The 17,573-nt window shown below is 69.6% G+C and carries 10 protein-coding genes and 1 pseudogene; 5 read left to right on the top strand and 6 right to left on the bottom strand.

What is annotated here, in order from left to right:
* Positions 1-122 precede the first annotated feature (122 nt).
* Positions 123-1,640: a type VII secretion protein EccB gene (eccB, locus tag AWB94_RS02195; RefSeq protein ID WP_062658817.1), complete on the top strand. Its 1,518-nt coding sequence runs from the start codon at positions 123-125 to the stop codon at positions 1,638-1,640.
* A 25-nt stretch (positions 1,641-1,665) separates the two neighbouring features.
* Here the strand turns inward: eccB and eccD are convergent, their stop codons facing one another.
* Complete coding sequence (eccD, locus tag AWB94_RS02190) at positions 1,666-3,141, bottom strand: type VII secretion integral membrane protein EccD (RefSeq protein WP_062658816.1); 1,476 nt, start codon at positions 3,139-3,141, stop codon at positions 1,666-1,668.
* Positions 3,142-3,272: 131 nt separating this feature from the next.
* Here eccD and eccCa point away from each other — a divergent pair, with 131 nt between their 5' ends.
* From eccCa to AWB94_RS02170, 4 genes and pseudogenes are all read left to right on the top strand, one after another.
* Entirely contained in the window at positions 3,273-7,295 is a 4,023-nt protein-coding gene (gene eccCa / locus AWB94_RS02185; RefSeq protein WP_062658815.1) for a type VII secretion protein EccCa, read from the top strand.
* Positions 7,292-8,668, top strand: coding sequence for an EsaB/YukD family protein (locus AWB94_RS02180; protein WP_062658814.1), 1,377 nt, complete (start codon positions 7,292-7,294; stop codon positions 8,666-8,668). Before eccCa ends, AWB94_RS02180 begins: the two co-directional genes overlap by 4 nt.
* A gap of 14 nt (positions 8,669-8,682) precedes the next feature.
* Positions 8,683-10,029 carry a type VII secretion-associated serine protease mycosin gene (mycP, locus tag AWB94_RS02175; protein ID WP_084395407.1) on the top strand — a complete coding sequence of 449 codons (1,347 nt, stop codon included), beginning with the start codon at positions 8,683-8,685 and terminating at the stop codon, positions 10,027-10,029.
* A gap of 447 nt (positions 10,030-10,476) precedes the next feature.
* Positions 10,477-11,547, top strand: a pseudogene (locus tag AWB94_RS02170) (MinD/ParA family ATP-binding protein); the annotation flags it as partial.
* A 13-nt stretch (positions 11,548-11,560) separates the two neighbouring features.
* Here the strand turns inward: AWB94_RS02170 and AWB94_RS02165 are convergent.
* The 5 genes from AWB94_RS02165 to AWB94_RS02145 all read right to left on the bottom strand — a co-directional run bounded on the left by AWB94_RS02165 (position 11,561) and on the right by AWB94_RS02145 (position 17,551).
* On the bottom strand, positions 11,561-11,857 hold the full coding sequence (locus tag AWB94_RS02165; RefSeq protein ID WP_062658813.1) for a YbaB/EbfC family nucleoid-associated protein: 297 nt from the start codon (positions 11,855-11,857) through the stop codon (positions 11,561-11,563).
* A 96-nt stretch (positions 11,858-11,953) separates the two neighbouring features.
* The gene (locus AWB94_RS02160) at positions 11,954-13,171 is read right to left on the bottom strand and encodes an amidohydrolase (RefSeq protein ID WP_062658812.1); all 1,218 of its coding nucleotides are present in this window, start codon (positions 13,169-13,171) and stop codon (positions 11,954-11,956) included.
* 15 nt (positions 13,172-13,186) lie between these two features.
* On the bottom strand, positions 13,187-14,920 hold the full coding sequence (locus AWB94_RS02155; protein WP_062658811.1) for a DUF3556 domain-containing protein: 1,734 nt from the start codon (positions 14,918-14,920) through the stop codon (positions 13,187-13,189).
* 86 nt (positions 14,921-15,006) lie between these two features.
* Positions 15,007-16,836 (bottom strand): fatty acyl-AMP ligase, encoded by a 1,830-nt coding sequence (locus AWB94_RS02150; RefSeq protein WP_062658810.1) that lies wholly within the window; start codon positions 16,834-16,836, stop codon positions 15,007-15,009.
* A gap of 196 nt (positions 16,837-17,032) precedes the next feature.
* On the bottom strand, positions 17,033-17,551 hold the full coding sequence (locus tag AWB94_RS02145) for a DoxX family protein (RefSeq protein ID WP_062658809.1): 519 nt from the start codon (positions 17,549-17,551) through the stop codon (positions 17,033-17,035).
* Between the last annotated feature and the right edge of the window lie 22 nt (positions 17,552-17,573).

Below are 17,573 nucleotides of genomic sequence, written 5' to 3'. Positions count from 1 at the left end.
CAGGATGTGTGCGTCGCGTCGGGCCGCGTGGTGAACGCTTTCGCCGCGGATTCAGTTTCTCCACTAGTAAGTACGCTCCCGACGCGGCAATCCTTCGGGAGCCCACGGGCGGAGGAGTACAGATGCCGGCACAGGTCACCACGCGCGCTCAGGTGAATGGATACCGCTTCCTGCTGCGACGGCTGCAGCACGCGCTGATTCGTGCCGATTCGCGGATGATCCACGACCCGATGCGCGGCCAGATGCGGGCCCTGCTCACCGGCCTGGCCGCCGCCCTCCTCATCGCCGGCGCATCAGGGGTTCTCGCGTTCTTCAAGCCTGCGCCCAACTTCGGCAGTTCGTCGATCATGTTGAGCGACACCGACGGTGCTCTGTACGTCCGGATCGGCGACCGGCTGCACCCTGCACTCAACCTGGCCTCGGCCCGGCTGGCCGTTGGGAAGAACGAGGCACCGGGCCGGGTGGACCGCAAGTTCCTCGACACGGTGGCGCGCGGGCCGGCGCTGGGCATCATCGGCGCCCCCAGCGCCATTCACTCCGCCGAGGACCCGAGCACGTCGGCATGGGCGGTCTGCGATTCGACCGTGACGCCGCCCGTCACCGCCGTGGTCGGAAAGACGTCGGTCTCGACGACGGTCCTGGCCAACGATCCCGTGCTCGGCCCCGACATCCTGCCCGCGACGGCCAGGCAGGCGCTGCTGGCGCGGTCCGGTGGCCGCACCTACCTGCTGTACGACGGGGTCCGTGCCGAAATCGACCCGAGCGACCCGGTGCTCGCGTCGGCCCTGCGCTTGCAGGGCGCGCCGCCCAGGGAGGTGTCGGTCGGGTTGTTGAACGCGTTCCCCCTGGTCGCGCCGATCCGGCCGATCCGTATCGACGGAATCGGCGCCGCCACCTCCTACCTTCCTGCGGAGTTCCCGGTGGGTTCGCTGACCCGCACCACGGACTCGCGAGGCGATCAGCTCTACGTCGTGTTGGCGCAGGGACTCCAACCGGTCTCGGCCGAGACCGCCGACATCATCCGCTACGGCAATCCGGAATCCGCGGCAGCACGTGAGCCGGCCATGATCTCACCGGCTCAGCTCGGTCGGCTCCCCGTCGTCCACGCCCTCGGTGTCGACGACTACCCCTCCACCGCACTGGATTTGGTGAGCGCCGAGTCGGCCCCGGTGGTGTGCATGTCCTGGGAGCGCCGGTTGGGGGACGCGTCGGCGTCGTCGAGGGTTCTACTCGGGAACCGGTTGCCGCTGCCCCGGGACGCCCAGCCGGTGCAGGTGGCCAGCGCCGACGGCGCCGGGCCCGGTGTCGACGCGGTGTACCTCAAGCCGGGCACCGGTGAGTACGTGCAAGCCGCGAACCCGGGGTCCGGACCGGCACTCGGTGACCTGTTCTACGTCAGCGACCTGGGACTGCGCTATCCGGTCAAGGACGCCGCGACCGCGGCGATCCTGGGCCTGGCCGGGGTACGCGAGTCACGCGATGTCCCCGAGCACGCGCAGCCGGCCCCTTGGCCGATCCTGTCGCTGCTCCCACCGGGACCGCGCCTGTCGCAAGAAGCGGCGTTGATCGCCCACGACGGCATGGCCGCCGATCCCGCGGGTACGGCCGTGTCACCTGCGGGTTCCACGCCGTCGCCGTAGGAGTCGCACCACGGCCGCGGAGCCGTCAGAGCCGCAGCCCCCGGAAGAATGCGTAGATCCCGACGATCCAGCAGGCCAGCGGCAGGATCACGCCGATGGCGAGGTACTCGCCGAGCTCGGCCAGGCGTCGCATCACCGGGGAGAACTCAATTCTCGGTGCCACCAGACCGCAGGTCACGACGAGCGTCGTCACGGCGATCAGGGCCAAGGCGGCCTGAACCCGCAACTCGGGCAGGAACACCGCGGTCTTCGCCACGACCAGCAGGGCGGTGAGCAGACCACCCCCGATCAGGGTGGCGGCTTGCACGAGGTCGTGGTGGCTTCTCCCCCGCAGGCACAGCACCGTCGCCACCGCAACCCCGAATACCGTGCCCTGCCAATGGAAGCCGCGATCGACGCCATCGGCCAGATAGGCGCCGACGACGGCGGCGAGCGCGGCCGCGGACACGACGCCGGTCAGGTAGTCCGACGCCCGGCCGACGCGTCGCGTCATGCCCTCCTCGGTGGGAACGACCCGGCTGATCGCGTGTAGTGCGTCCACCCCGTCGACCGCGGTTCCACCCTGAATCTCGATGTCGTCGAGCGGTTCTCCCGCCGTCGGGACGCGCGGGACCGGCAGTCGCGATGCCATGATGGTGATCCCAGGCGCCAGGTACACGACGACGACGGCGACCGTCGCCAGGATCGCCCCGATCGTGGTCGACGCCGGAGCGGCGGTCAGCTGGGCCAGCGACGTCGGAATACCGAACGCCGCCAACGCAATGATCCCGCTGGACAGGGCACGGCCCGTTCCGGTGAGCAGCAGCAGGACCAACGCCGTCAGTGCCGTCACGCCCAGCGCGGCCGGTAGCCCGGCGATGCCCGCGGCGGTGGGCAGGACGTAGAGCAGGCCGCCGAACAACAGCGGCAGAGCCGTCACGAAGAGGCCCGTCGCGCCCCGCGTTCCCTCGGCCGGCCGGGCCACCACACACGCGATCCCGGCGCCGAGGGCACCCACGAGAACCAGGACCATCGCCGCCACGGGGACGTCGAACAGCCGGGGTCCGGATACCAGCGCGGGCAGGATCAGCGCGGTGGCGATCGCAAGGACGGTGCTGACCGCATACCAACCCGTCGCGGGCCGCCGCAGCCACGAGCTGCCCGCCGCCTCCTCCGCGGACTCCGTCAGCTCGTCGGTCAGAATCGACGGGACGGGATCGCCGACCTGGCGGATCAGCAGGACGTCGCCGTCGAACACCTCGGCTTCGGCCAGCGTCCGCCGGGGATCGATGACGGTCCCACCGAGGCGTGCGAACGTCCATCGCTGCGCGGTCTCGGTGTCGTCACCCTCGCCGGCGACGCCCTCGAGGTTGGCCATCTCGACGACCTCGCCCGCCAGCACGGAGACGCTCACGGTGGTGGGCAGGCCGACATCGACGAGGTGGGCGCCGACGACGACCGTCACCCGGCTCAGCTGCTGGTCCTCGTCGGGCTCGCCGTCGAATGTGGTTGGCAGTGTCATGGTCTGGCGGCCTCCCGGCGACTCTCGTGTGAAACGACATCCCTCGTCGGGTCGAACGTGCCGCGGAATTTTTTCGTTCTCCATGACATGGCCCGGACCAGATCGTCGGGAGCCGATTCGTCGGAGGTGGGATGACCAGGCAGGGCTTCGTTCGTCGATTGCGGCTGTCGCCGCCGCGCATGCCGGGCGGCGAGGTGAGCCTGCAGTCACCCCCCGAGGTGCCGCGGGTCATCCCGGGAAATCTCCTCGCGAGGTTGATGCCCATCATCATGCTCGTGGCAGTGGTCGGGATGATCGCACTGGTGGTCACGGTGGGCGGCCGCAACGTCACCCGCAACCCGATGTTCCTGCTCTTCCCGATGATGATGATCATGTCGGTGGCCGGCATGTTCATGGGTGGCGGCAAGTCCGGCAAGGCCGCCGCCGAACTGAACGAGGAACGCAAGGACTACTTCAGCTACCTGGCCGGGCTGCGGGACGACGCCGAGGAGACCGGCGCCGCGCAACGGGCGGCTCTGCAGTGGAGTCATCCCGACCCACGGACGCTCATCGACCTGGCGGGCACGCGTCGTATGTGGGAACGTCGACCCACCGACAACGACTTCTGCCATGTCCGCGTCGGCCTGGGCACCCATCGCCTGGCCACCCGTCTCCTGGCGCCCGAGACCGGACCACCCGAGGACCTCGAGCCGGTGTCCACCGTGGCGCTGCGCCGCTTCGTAGCCACGCACTCGGTGGTTCACGCTCTGCCGACCGCGGTGTCGCTGCGGGCGTTCCCGACGATCAGCTTCGACGGCGACCGCACCCAGATCCGGCAGTTGGTGCGTTCGATGGTGTTGGAAATGTGTACCTTTCACGGTCCCGACCACCTGCTGATCGCGGTGGTGACGTCGAATCCCGACAACGCGAACTGGAAGTGGGTGAAGTGGCTGGCTCAGGCCCAGCACGAGACGCTGCGGGACGGCTGCGGCACGATGCGGCTGCTGTATCCGACACTGGAGCTGTTGGAGACCGCGCTCGAGTCCGACCTCGCCGAACGTGGCCGCTTCAACCGCAACGCGCAGCTTCCCGAGGGCCGCAGGCATCTGGTCGTCGTGATCGACGACGGGTACGTCACCGGGGACGAGCGGTTGGTCACCGACGCCGGTCTGGACAGCGTCACCGTGCTCGACCTCAACGGTCCGCGGGAGGGATCCGGGGTTCGACGCGGCCTGCAACTCGTGGTCGACGGCGACGACGTCGGCGCGCGGACGGCTGCCGGCGTCGAGCACTTCGCCAAGGCCGACGAGCTCAGCTTGGCCGAAGCGGAGGCGACGGCACGTACGTTCAGTCGGTTCCGGCCGGGCGGCGCCGCGCACATCGTCAACCTGGAGGCCAACGCCAGGGCCACCGACCCGGGTCTGATGGCGCTGTTGAAGATCCCGGACGCCGCCGAGATCGTCCCGGAGGAGGTGTGGCGGCCCTCGTCGCCGCGCAAACGGCTACGCGTACCGGTCGGCGTCACCCCGTCCGGCCAGCCGCTCGAACTGGACATCAAGGAGTCCGCCGAGGGCGGCATGGGACCACACGGACTCTGCATCGGCGCAACGGGTTCGGGTAAGTCGGAGTTCCTCCGGACGCTGGTGCTGGCGATGGTCACCTCGCACTCCCCGGAGGCGCTCAACCTCATCCTGGTGGACTTCAAGGGTGGCGCGACATTCCTGGGCCTGGACGGCGTTCCGCATATCGCGGCGATCATCACCAATCTCGAGGACGAGCTGACGATGGTCGACCGCATGCGCGACGCGCTGGCCGGTGAGATGAACCGCCGGCAAGAATTGCTGCGCTCGTCGGGCAACTTCGCCAACGTCGGCGACTACGAGCGTGCGCGGGCTGCGGGCGCAGCGCTGGATCCGCTGCCGGCCTTGTTCATCGTGGTGGACGAGTTCTCCGAGTTGCTCAGTCAGAAGCCGGATTTCGCCGAGCTGTTCGTGATGATCGGGCGTCTGGGCCGAAGCCTGCACATCCACCTGCTGCTGGCCTCGCAGCGCCTTGAGGAAGGCAAGTTGCGCGGATTGGACTCGCATCTGTCCTACCGAATCGGGCTGAAGACGTTCTCCGCCGGCGAATCTCGCAGTGTGCTCGGCGTTCCGGACGCCTACCACCTGCCCAGCGTCCCCGGATCGGGCTTCCTGAAATGCGACGCCGACGAACCCGTGCGCTTCAACGCGTCCTATGTTTCCGGCACCTACGCCAAGCCACGCCTGTCCGCCACCGGTGGCCGGCCGTCGACGCTCGGCAACCGGGCGCCCAAGCTGTTCACCGCGACGCCCGTGGAACGGGATGTGGTTCCCGTCGAGCTCGAGCCCGCGGCCGGGCAACTCGAGGAGGAGACGTCCGCGTCGTCGACACGGACCACGCTGCTCGACGTCGTGGTCAGCCGGCTGCACGGGCACGGCAGGCCCGCCCACGAGGTGTGGCTGCCCCCGTTGGAAGCCAGCCCGGCCGTCAACACGCTGCTGCCCGACTCCAACTGGAGCGATCCTCGAAACGTCAACGGACGTTTGCTCCTTCCGGTCGGAATCGTTGACCGACCCTACGACCAGCGCCGCGACGTCCTGGTGCTGGACCTGGCAGGCGCGAAGGGGAACGTGGCCATCGTCGGTGGTCCCCAGTCGGGCAAGTCCACCACGTTGCGCAGTCTCATCATGGCGGCGGCCGCAACCCACACCCCCGAGCAGATCCAGTTCTACTGCCTCGACTTCGGCGGCGGCACGCTCGGCAGCCTGAACGGTCTCCCCCACGTCGGCAGCGTGGCAGGTCGGATGGACTCGGATCGCATCCGTCGCACGGTCGCCGAGGTGACCGGGATCCTGCGGGCGCGCGAGGAGCGGTTCCGCGAGTTGGGGATCGAGTCGATGCGCGACTTCCGGCAGCGCAAGGCGACGCTGGCCGCCATGCCGCCGGCGGAGGCCGCCCGAGACCCGTTGAGCGGCGACCAGTTCGGCGACGTGGTGCTGGTCATCGACGGGTGGGCGACCATCAGAAGCGACTTCGACCTGCTCGAGCCGGCACTGCAGGCCATCGCCATCCAGGGCCTGTCGTACGGCGTCCACCTCGCGATCACCGCCACCCGATGGATGGAGATCCGGCCGGCGGTCAAGGACATGATGGGCACCCGCGTCGAGCTGCGCATGGGCGACCCGATGGACAGCGACGTCGGCCGTAAGTTCGCCGAACTCGTACCCATCGGGCGCCCGGGTCGCGGGATGAGCGCCGAGCGACTGCACATCCTCATCGGCCTGCCCCGGCTGGACTCGTCGTCCGATGTCGAGGATCTGCCGGCCGGCGTCGCCGCGGCGTGCGCGACGGTGCGCGCCCGCTACGGCGACCGGGAGGCTCCCCGGGTCCGCATGCTCCCGCACGACGTCGACCCGCATGCGGTCACCACAGCCGCCCGCGAGGCCGGCACGCTGGGCCGGAACAAGGTGGCCATCGGCGTCAGTGAGTCGGAGCTGGCGCCGGTGGTGCTGGACTTCGACGTCCAGCCGCACCTCGTCGTGTTCGGGGACTCCGAGTGCGGCAAGACCGGACTTCTGCGCAACATCGCCGCGGGCCTGATGGCGAGCTCGACGCCGCAGGAGTGCAAGATCGTCGTCGTCGACTTCCGGCGCACGTTGCTGGGTGCGGTGCAGAACGACTACCTGGGCGCCTATGCGACCGCCGCACAGTCGTGCGGCGAAGCCATGGCCGAACTCGCCGAGACGCTCAAGGAGCGACTGCCACCCAGCGACGTCACCCAGCAGCAACTCCGGGACAGGTCGTGGTGGCAGGGCCCCGACGTGTACGTCCTGATCGACGACTACGACCTGATTCCCGGTGGGTCGATGAACCATCCGCTGGGGCCGCTGGTCGAATACCTGCCACAAGCTCGCGACGTCGGCCTGCGGGTGGTCATCGCCCGCCGCATCGGCGGAGCGGCGCGGGCCATGATGGACCCGATCATCGGGCGTCTCAAGGATCTGACGTGTCACGGACTCGTGATGAGCGGGAACAAGGACGAGGGCGCCCTGTTCGGCGTGCGACCCCAACCCATGCCACCCGGGCGGGGCATGCTGGTGTCACGGTCGGTGAACTCCGACGTCGTCCAACTGTCGCGAATGCCCGACCTGTGACCGAAATCGAGCTCTTTCCAACCGTTCTCGAGGCTACCCGGCCCGAGGCGGTGTCACCGGTGCCCGACCTGGTGCGGCTGGCCGTCGTCGGGCGGCAGCGACAGGTCGACCTGTCGCTGCCACTGGACGTACCCGTCGCCTTGCTGGTGCCCGAGGTCGTCCGCCTGTTCGCCGGCGCCGAGGACGGCCCCGAGGATGTGGTCTGGGTGCTGGTCGCAGCCGAATCCGAGGTACCCCTGGACCCCGGCGGCACCCTGCGCGAGGCCGGCGTGGCGCAGGACGACGTCCTGTATCTGCGGGGCCGACGCACCGTTGCGGCTCCCACGCTGTACGACGACGTGGTCGACGCCGCGGCGCGCCTGAACCGATCGGGGCATGCCGGTTGGGACGCGGCCGGCGCGCGCCGCATCGCCTACCTCGGGATCGGCCTGGCCGCTGCGGCCTGGGTCTACCTGGTGCTGGTCGACGCGTCGAGCCCGCGGCGGGCCGCACTGCTGGGCCTGACCGCGTTCGCCACCGTCACGCTGCTCGTCGTCGCCACCATCTTCGCGCGATCGGGTGGGGCAGCACAGATCGGCGCAGCGCTGGGGTTGGCCGGCCTCCCCGTCGCCGCGGCCGGCTGCTGGGCCGCCCTGTCGCCCTACGGCGATCTGGCACTCGCCGGCGGGGCGCTGGCGATGGTCACGCTCTGCGTGGCGGGATGTCGACTCACCGGCGCCGGCCTGGCCGGGTTCACCGCCACAGGAACGTTCTTCGGCTGTGGCGCACTGGCATTGGCTGCTCAGTGGATCGGTGTCACCGGTGTCGCGACGGCGGTCGGCCTGGCCGCCGGGGCCACAATCGCTACCGCTGCCATCCCGCGGCTGACCGTCCGGTGGGACCACTCCCGCGCCGATGTTCTGCCACCCGGCGGCGTGGACGTCGGGCAGCGGGTCACCCGGGCCCGCGCCCGGCGCGGCGGGTTGTCCGCCGGCTTGGCGGTCGCCGCCTGTTCCGGTGCGGTGGCGGTGGTGTGGGCCGAGCCCGCCCCGTCGTGGACCACCCTGGCGTTCGGCCTGGCGTGTGCCGCGGCGCTGGGACTGCCCCGCCCCGCCGCGCGCACCAGCGTGATGCGCGCGGCGACGGGACTACCGGCCGTGGCCCTGCTGGTCGCCGTCGCCGGTGCCGCGGTCGGCGGTGACGCGTCGATGTCGGCGGCGGGCGCCTCGGCGCTACTGGCGGGTGCCGTCGTTCTCGCCGCCGTCGGGGCCGGGTCCGCCCGGCCGCACCCTCGGTGGCGGGCGCTGCTCTCGCTGGGGTCGTACCTCGCCTTCGCCCTGGTCGTCCCCGCCGGGTGGGCGGCCGGCGCCGCCGCGGGATGGGGTGTCGGGTGAGGCGCTGGGGCCGGATGGCGGCCGCGTGCTTGTTCGTGGGTGCCGTCGTGGTCTGGCCCGCGCCGGCGGCGGCCATCGGACCGCCGGTCATCGCGCCGGGACCGCCACCCACCGGACCCGTCGGACCGACGGAGCCCACCGAGCAGAAGACGGTGTGCGCGCAGGCAACCACCCTGCCAGGCACCCAGTTCCAGCGGCGGCCGGCCGGCGACATGATGCTCGACTACCGCGCTGCCTGGCGATTCTCCCGGGGGGCGGGGCAAAGGGTGGCGGTGATCGACACGGGCGTGTCCCCCAACCCCAGACTGCTGGCCCTTGCGCCCGGTGGCGACTATGTCTCGTCGTCGGACGGCCTGACCGACTGCGACGCGCACGGCACCTTGGTGGCCGGGATCATCGCCGCCGCACCCAGCCCCGACGACGGCTTCAGCGGCGTGGCACCGGAGGCGACGATCCTGTCCATCCGGCAGAACAGCGGCGTGTATTCGGTGCAGGGAACCGGATCGTCGCAGGAAGATCCCAACGCGACGTCGGCGGGTTACGGCAACACCCAGACACTGGCCTACGCCATCGTGCGGGCCGTCGACCTCGGGGCGACCGTGATCAACCTGTCCGAGGCCGCGTGCGCCCCGGTGGGCACGAACATCGACGACGCCGCGGTGGGGCAAGCGCTGCGCTATGCGTTCGAGCGCAACGTCGTCGTGGTCGCCGCAGCCGGAAACGTTGCCCCGCAGGGTAAGTGCAGCACACAGAACGGTATCGCCGATCCGAACCTGCCGGTGGCCGATGCGTGGGCATCGGTGCGGACCGTCGCCAGCCCGGCATGGTTCTCCGACTACGTGCTGACCGTCGGCGCCGTGACGGCGGCCGGCCGGCCCGCGGACTTCTCCTTGCACGGACCGTGGGTCGACGTGGCGGCACCCGGCGAGCAGATCACCTCGCTCAGCCCGACCGGGCCCGGCCTGATGAACGCGTGGCTGGATCCCACGGCCGGCCCGGTACCGGTGAACGGCACCAGTTTTGCCGCCCCCTACGTGTCCGGTGTCGTCGCGCTGCTGCGGTCGCGGTTCCCGGAGATGTCGGCGGGCGAGGTCATGGAACGAATCAAGCGCACGGCCCGGACGCCGGCGTCGGGTCCGGACGAGTCCGTCGGGTACGGCGTCGTCGACCCGGTGGCTGCGCTCACGTTCCAGGTGCCTGATCGGCCACCGGCGGACGCCACGTCCCCGGTGGCGGTGCCGCCACCGGGCGACTCGGCCGACCACCGGGCGCGCAACCTCGAACTGGCCGTCCTGCTCGGATGTGCGGTGCTCGCCGGTATCGCGATCTCCGTGCTGAAGATGCCGTTGCGCAAGCAGTGAAGCCGTGAAAACCATTGCAAGGAACAGGGAGTGACCGTGACAGATCAGCACCAGCTCGCCCATGACCGGCAGTCGGCGGTCGACGATGTGGACAGCCGGGCCGCCGACCTGATGGCGCGTCTCGCGGCGCGCCAGAGCCGGCACACCGAGCCGCCGCCAGAAACCGAACCCCAACCCGAGGCATGGGAACCACCCGAGCCGCCCGCACCCGAGCCGGAGGTCGAACCGGTCGGTCCGCCGGCCCCGCCCGTTCCGCCGGCCGCCGGCAAGCGCACCGGGCGCCGGATGGCCGCGCCGCCGTGGCAGCCGGCGGTCCATCCGACGCGGGAATCGCGCAGCGTCGAATCGTTCCCCGGCACCGATGATTCCGGGCGTGCACCGCACGCGCCGACGCCACATCCCCAACCGGTGTCGCGGCCGGCTCGGCAGTTCGGTCCCCCACCACCGCCCCCAGGCTGGAACCCGCCACCGCCACCTCCGGGGTGGCCCGGCCCGCCGCTCTGGATGCCCCCGCACCGGAACGGGCCTGCGGCGACCGGTGGCGAGCTGGTGCCCCGCCACCAGGCTCCGCCCCCGCCGACGGCACCGGCCGGGCAAGACGACCGGCCCCTCGACGGCGACGACCCGCCGGGCGGCGAGCAGTTGACACCGCAATTCGGTTGGCGGCGAATGCTGCACCGGGCGACCAAGGGCAGGATCAATCCGGGTGTGTCACAAAGGGATCGCGAGCAACAGACGCTCGTGGCGCAGATCAGGCAGCCGCTGGCCGGCGACTTCCGGATCGCGGTGCTCTCGATCAAGGGGGGTGTCGGCAAGACGACCACCACGATCGGTCTCGGGTCGGCATTTGCGATGGTCCGCTCCGATCGCGTCATCGCGGTGGACGCGAACCCCGATCGTGGCACGCTGGCCGAACGCATCTCCGACTCGTCGACCTCCTCGACGGTGCGCGACCTGCTGCTGGACCCCCATGTCTCGCGGTACGCCGACGTCCGCCGGCACACGCGCCTGGCGCCCAGTCGGCTCGAGGTCCTGGCCAGCGTGCAGGATCCGGCGGTTGCCGAAGTCTTCGGTGAGAGCGACTACCGGCGCGCGATCGAGATCCTGCAAGCCCACTACAACATCATCCTGACGGACTGTGGAACCGGGATCATGCACTCGTCGATGGCGAGCGTGCTGGACCTGGCGCATGCACTGGTGCTCGTCAGCTCACCGGCGGTGGACGCCGCGCGCAGCGCCGCGGCGACTCTCGATTGGCTGACCCAGCATGGTCACGGCGCGCTGGCGCGGGAGTCACACGTTGTGCTCAGCGGTGTGCGGCCCGGTGCTAACTCCGCCACGTTCGACGAGGTGTTCCAGTACTTCGAGGAACGCAGCGGCTCCATTCACGTCGTGCCGTTCGAACCCCACCTGGCCAGGGGCGCCGATGTCGACTTCGCCATGCTGTCACCGGACGCGGTGCGCGCGTACCTGGAGCTCGCCGGTGCCGTGGCCGGCAAGTTCTCGAGAGTGGGGTGAGACCCGTCGGCGCCTACTCCGGCTTGTCGCGCAGGCGAGCGGCGCGTTCCGCGAACTCGTTCAGGAGAAAGGCCTGCCGCTCGGCGACGACCTTGGCTGCCGCCTGCGCGACGTCGACGATCTGGACCGCGAGCGCCTCGGCGCCGCGCCGGTAGGCACGGTCGCCCAACTCCAATCCGGTGATGGCACCCCAGCCGTTCACCTGGACGCTCACCGAGCCGTCGGGAGCGCTGACCGTCACCGACAGCGATGCGATCTGCTCGTTGAGCGCCACGGTCAAATCGCGTTGTTCGTCGAGGCGCGGGTTCACGATCGCTGCTCCATCCACCCATGATCCAGGGCCGCCGACGGCCGCGCTTGAAGATCTCGTGGAGATTTGGCGGCAATCAGGCGGCCGGCATCGGGGTCAGCGGCCCAGCCAGGTCCGCGCGGCGACGGTGAGCGCCTCGACCCCCGTCGTCAGCGTCGGCTCCAGCACCGGCGCGAACTCCGGTGCGTGATTGGTCGGCGGCAGTTCACCTTTGGCGAAGGCGTCGGTGAAGGTCTGCGCGTCCACCCCACCCCAGAACCAGAACACCGTCGGCACCCCGATGGCGTTGCCGAACACCCCGACGTCCTCGCTGGCCGACAGTGGCGGCAGCGGCCACACCTTGTCCGCACCGAAATGTGCGCGCAAGGCGGCGACGGTCTTCTCGGTCGCGGCCGGTTCGCTGATCAGCACCGGCGCCGTCACCGTCCAGTCGAACTCCGGTTCGCGGGGGGCGTTCGAGGCGTCCGCCTCGGCGCGCACGATCCGCTGTACCGCCGCCTTCACCGCGTCCCGCACGTGCTCGGAGTAGGTCCGCAGATTGATGCCCAGCTCTGCGGTGTCGGGGATGATGTTCTCCTTGGTGCCGGCCTGCAGTCGGCCGACCGTCACCACCGCCTGCTCGTGCGGCGGCACCTCACGCGCCACGATGCCCTGCAACCGAAGCACCACCGCCGCGGCCATCACCACCGGATCGATGGTGTTCTCCGGCGACGATCCGTGCCCGCCCCGGCCGTGCAGCGTCACCTCCACCGAATCGGTGCCGGCCATGATCGGGCCGGTGCCGAAGCCGAGCACGCCGGTCGGCAGCGGGCCGACGTGTTGGCCGATGACGACAGCCGGCCTGGGAAACCGGTCGAACAACCCGTCGTCGAGCATCGCCTGGGCGCCGCTGGCCAGTTCCTCGGCCGGCTGAAACACCGCCAGGACGGTGCCGGCCCACTCGTCGCGGGCGGCTGCCAGCGCGTGCACCGCGCCGACCAGGGCCGCGGTGTGCATGTCGTGCCCGCAGGCGTGCGCCACCGGTACCTGCCTGCCGGCGGCGTCGGTCACGGTTTTGGTGCTGGCATAGGGCAATCCGGTGTTCTCCCGGACCGGGAGCGCGTCCATATCGGCGCGCAGCATGACCACCGGCCCCTCCCCGTTGCGCAGCAGCGCCACCACGCCGGTGCCGCCGACACCCGCGGTGATCTCGGCTCCGCTGCCGTCGAGCGCGGCGATCACCCGATCCGCGGTGGCGTGCTCCTGCCGCGACAGTTCGGGGTCGCTGTGCAGCGCGCGGTACAGGTCGGCCAGGGTCCCGGCATCGATAGCCATACCCGACAGTCTTATCTACGCCGGCGTCACCCCGTACACCGGCACGTCGTGCTCCCAGGGCTGGCGGACGACCATGTCGGCGACCTTGACGTATCCCGACTCGAACTGCCCGGTGGCGGCGTCGACGAGACGGTACTGCTGGGTCTGGCGGTGGATCGGTTGGGCGTCGAGCATGACGACGCGCACCTCGCCGGGCTCGAAATGGCAGCGCGCCTGCAGGGCGGCCACCAACTGCTCGTTGCTCATGTGGCCGTCACCGAAGTTCCAGCCGATGGCGGTGGAGACGATGCGCTCACCGTCGGTCAGGGTGTAGTCGTCCTCGTCGTGGCCGGCCATCGCCCGCTGCGCGAGGGTGAACAGCGCCCGGCCGTGAGTGTTGAAGGAGCGGAACGCGTATCCCATGTAGAGCGGGATCTGCGCGGCCTCCTTGCTGCCGTAGAACCGTTCCAGCTGCGCGGCGGGCATACTGGCGATGGCGACGACGCCCTTGGCGATCTTCTCGTCGGCCGACGGTTTGATGCACCACAGCGAGGTGTCCCAGTTGCCGGCGTAGTATCGCATCCCCGGCAGGAAGGACACCTTGCGCGGGAACATGTTGCCCACCGCGACCGTTCCCGCGACGACCACGAAAAGCAGTATCGGCCATGGGCTTTGGAGATCACCCAGGCCTATCCCCGCCTGCCCGACGAACAGCGTCAGCACCGAGAACATCATGAAGACGTTCCATTCCAGCGGCACGCCCATGGGGATCGAACTCAGGATGCCGAAGTGGAAGCACAGCATGACGAAGGCGGCGATATAGGTCGGCCAGCCGCCGTGCGAGAAGAACAGCACCAGTGGCACCAATCCCTCTACGGCGGTGGAGAAGTGGGCCAGGAAGCGGGACGGCGGGCCGGGCCGCAGATCGTCGGGGAAGTGTTCGAAGAACCTGCGTTTGATCCACCGTGGCCGGAATACGGGGTTGTTGCTCATCATGGTGGAGATGACGAACGGAAAGTGCTTGTTGAGTTTGGAGGTCGCCGCACCCAGCCAGATGACCAGGCAGACCAGCTTGGCCGCGATGACGATATCGGCGCCGACGAACAGGAAGCACACCGCCAGCGACCCGTACACCTCGCCGCGCGCGGCCAGGAAGATCACCTTGTCGCGCAACCCGGCCACGGCCAGCAGGCCGACGATGGTCGCGGTCTGCCACACCGGTAGCACCCCGACGGCCGAGCCGAGCGCGGGGATCGGCCCGGTGCCGTCGCTGAAGATCGCGATGACCAGCACCACCAACAGTGCCCCGTACAGCGCGACGTCGACCGGGGTGCGGGTGTCACCGGCGGTCAGCGGGATGCGGCCGGGCCATGGTGGCAGCCGAATGGTCTTGGGCCGCAACCAGTACAGGATCGACCCCAGCGGCGGGAAGAACCGGTTGTTCAACGGGCCGAACCCGCAACCCAGGCCGACCACCTCGAACAGCATCGTGTAGAAGACGACCTTCTGATAGACGATGGGCTCGGCGTACCAGTGCGAAACATCGAAGAACCCGGCCGACCCTCCCAGCCCGGACGTCGTCCAGACCACCAGCCAGCCACCCAGGATGTAGGCCAGGATCTTCACGACGTAGAACAGATGCAGCGCCACCGGGGTGCCGAAGCCGACCTCGGCCCAGTGCCGGGCCATCGGGATGATCCGCTCGGAGCGGGTGCCCTTACTCCACTGCTCGAAATCGATCTGCGGAGTTTCCTGCTTCAGAAAGCCCATGCGAGTCAGATTAGAACGTGTTCCAGTTCGGCGGAAATACTTCCCGGAAACACGTCATCCGGCGCCCCTGCCAGCGGGGCGGGCGCTCAGTGCGTCGCCGAAGCCTGCTCGGCGGGGCGCCCGCCGAATGCCCCGGCCAGGTACTCCGAACGCGACGCCTGCCGGGCCAACTTGCCACTGGTGGTGCGCGGGACGGCACCGGCACTGACGAGCCGGATGTCGGCGACCGCCAGCCCATGCCCCCGCGAGACCGCGGCCCTGATGGCGGTGATCACCGATTCGGGATCGACGCGGCCGAACCCGGCGGCCCGTTCGGCGACGATCACCAGTTCTTCCCGGCCCGAGGGCCCGGGCACCGCGAAGGCCACCACGAAGCCAGCCCGGACGGCGGGTGTCGCCTGCGCGACGGTGTGTTCGATGTCTTGGGGATAGTGATTACGCCCGTCCACGATGAGCACGTCCTTGACGCGCCCGGTGATGAACAGCTCCCCGCCGACGTAGACGCCCAGATCACCGGTTCGTAGCCACAGCGCATCGGTGTCGGTGTCTTCGGCGTGGCTGCCGTCGGGCACCTTGGATTGCAGCTTGTTGCGAAACGTCGTCTCGGTTTCGACCGGCCTGCCCCAGTACCCGCTCCCGACGTTGTCGCCGTGCAGCCAGATCTCGCCGACCTCACCATCGGGCAACTCGGCGCCGGTGGCGGCGTCGACGATGACCGCCCACTGGCTCGGCGCCACATGACCGCACGCCACATGGGTGCTGGCGGCCGGGTCGGATTGTTCGACCTGCACCGCGTGGCCGGCCCCCAGTTGGTGGCGATCGAGGTAGATCACCCGGGGCGCGTCGGCCGGGTCCGTCGTCGAGACGAACAGGGTGGCCTCGGCGAGTCCGTAGGACGGTTTGACCGCCGTCGGAGCCAACCCGTACGGCGCGAACGCCTCGTGGAACCGGCTGATCGACTCGGCGCTGACCGGCTCGGACCCGTTGATCAGGCCGGCGACGTTACTGAGGTCGAGCTCCTCACCGGCGGGCGGCAGGCCGCGGGTGGCGGCGAGGTCGAAGGCGAAGTTCGGCGCCGCGGCGAACACCCGGCCCGGTTCGCTTCCCGCGCCGAGTTCCCTGATCCACCGATATGGCCGCCGGATGAACGCCGACGGCGACATCAGCGTGATGTGCCCGCCCAACAGCGCCGGGAACATGATCATCAGCAGCCCCATGTCATGGAACAGCGGCAGCCAGCTCACGCTGCGGATGTCCCAGTCCAGACCGACGGCCATCACCATCTGCAGGACGTTGGTGCACACCGACCGGTGCGTGATCTCCACGCCCGCCGGTTTGCGGGTGGAACCCGAGGTGTACTGCAGATAGGCGATGTCGTCCATGCCGATCGGCATGGGCCGGAACTCGGTGGCCAGCGTCTCGGGGACGGCGTCGACGGCGATCATGCGGGGTCGGTGCGCGATGGCGCGGCGACGCAGGGTTTCACGCACCCGCTCAGCGCTGTCGGTCGTCGTGAGCACGACGGTCGGCTGGGCGTCGGTGACGACGTTGTCCAGCCGCTCGGCCTGTCCTGCCATCTCCGGCGCGAACAGCGGAACGGCGATGCAGCCGGCCTTGATCGCGGCGAAGAAGGCGACCACGTAGTCCACGCCCTGGGGCGCCAGGATGGCGACCCGGTCACCGGGCTGGGTGACCTGCTGTAATCGCGCGGCCACCGCGCAGACACGCAGCTTCATCTGCTGCCACGACAAGTCGATCCGCCTGACGCTCTGGTCTGGACCGAAGTCCAGATACCGATAAGCGACAGCGGGCGAGGCAGCCTCGAAGTTGCGGTCCAGATACGTGCAAATCGTCGTATCCGTCGGCAGCTCGATTCGGCCGCTCTCGCCGAGGTAGTCCTCCAGCTTCAGCGCCACGTCAGCTCGCTCTTCGCACCCAATTCCGCCAATACCACGGGAGTCTAGAGAGACTTGCCAGGAATCACGGGTTGCGACACCGCCCGGATCGGATTTCCCGTCGAGTGTCCGTCACGACCAGCGATTTCGTACATGTGCACTCTGTACCCCCGTGCACACCGTAACTAACGTCTCACTTGCGCGGCGACGATACCTGTCACTTTGCGGGCGGACGGAAGAAAAGTGCCAGTTGACCGATGCCGCCGACCAGGCCGAGTAGCAGGGCGATCGCCAGGCCGCCCCAGCCCTGCACGCACTGCCACATCACGGTGCCGCCGAACAGCACATGGTCCAGGCTGTAGCGGCCGGCGCCGGTGCCGGCGACCGCGACGGCGGCCACCGCCAGGACGAGGTTGTACTCCCAGCCCTGTTTGACGATGAAGAAGCCGTTGTGCCGATGTACGGTCCAGGCCGCGACCAGCATCAGAGCCACGAAACCGGCGGCCGGGACGGGCGTCAGCAGGCCCACGGCCAGCCCCAGGCCGGCGGCGATCTCGGTGGTCGCGGCCACCCTGGCATGGAACATCCCCGGCTTCATCCCGATGCTGTCGAACCAGCCCGCGGTGCCGGGGATGCGGCCTCCACCGAAGAACTTGTTGTAGCCATGCGCGGCCATGGTCAGGCCGAGAACCACGCGCAGGACCAGGATCGCGGTGTCGAAAGCAGGATCGGCCACGTAACAGAATCTAGGCCATCTG

The sequence above is a fragment of the Mycolicibacterium canariasense genome (genome assembly GCF_002101555.1).
Taxonomy (GTDB): Bacteria; Actinomycetota; Actinomycetes; order Mycobacteriales; family Mycobacteriaceae; genus Mycobacterium; species Mycobacterium canariasense.
Note: the sequence above shows the minus strand (reverse complement) of the source record. Positions and strands in the feature narration are given on the sequence as shown.

Excerpts from the sequence above, each read along its gene's own strand:
- eccB (WP_062658817.1), top strand. The coding sequence starts at position 123 with ATGCCGGCACAGGTCACCACGCGCGCTCAGGTGAATGGATACCGCTTC.
- eccD (WP_062658816.1), bottom strand. The coding sequence starts at position 3,141 with ATGACACTGCCAACCACATTCGACGGCGAGCCCGACGAGGACCAGCAG.
- eccCa (WP_062658815.1), top strand. The coding sequence starts at position 3,273 with ATGACCAGGCAGGGCTTCGTTCGTCGATTGCGGCTGTCGCCGCCGCGC.
- mycP (WP_084395407.1), top strand. The coding sequence starts at position 8,683 with ATGGCGGCCGCGTGCTTGTTCGTGGGTGCCGTCGTGGTCTGGCCCGCG.
- AWB94_RS02160 (WP_062658812.1), bottom strand. The coding sequence starts at position 13,171 with ATGGCTATCGATGCCGGGACCCTGGCCGACCTGTACCGCGCGCTGCAC.
- AWB94_RS02155 (WP_062658811.1), bottom strand. The coding sequence starts at position 14,920 with ATGGGCTTTCTGAAGCAGGAAACTCCGCAGATCGATTTCGAGCAGTGG.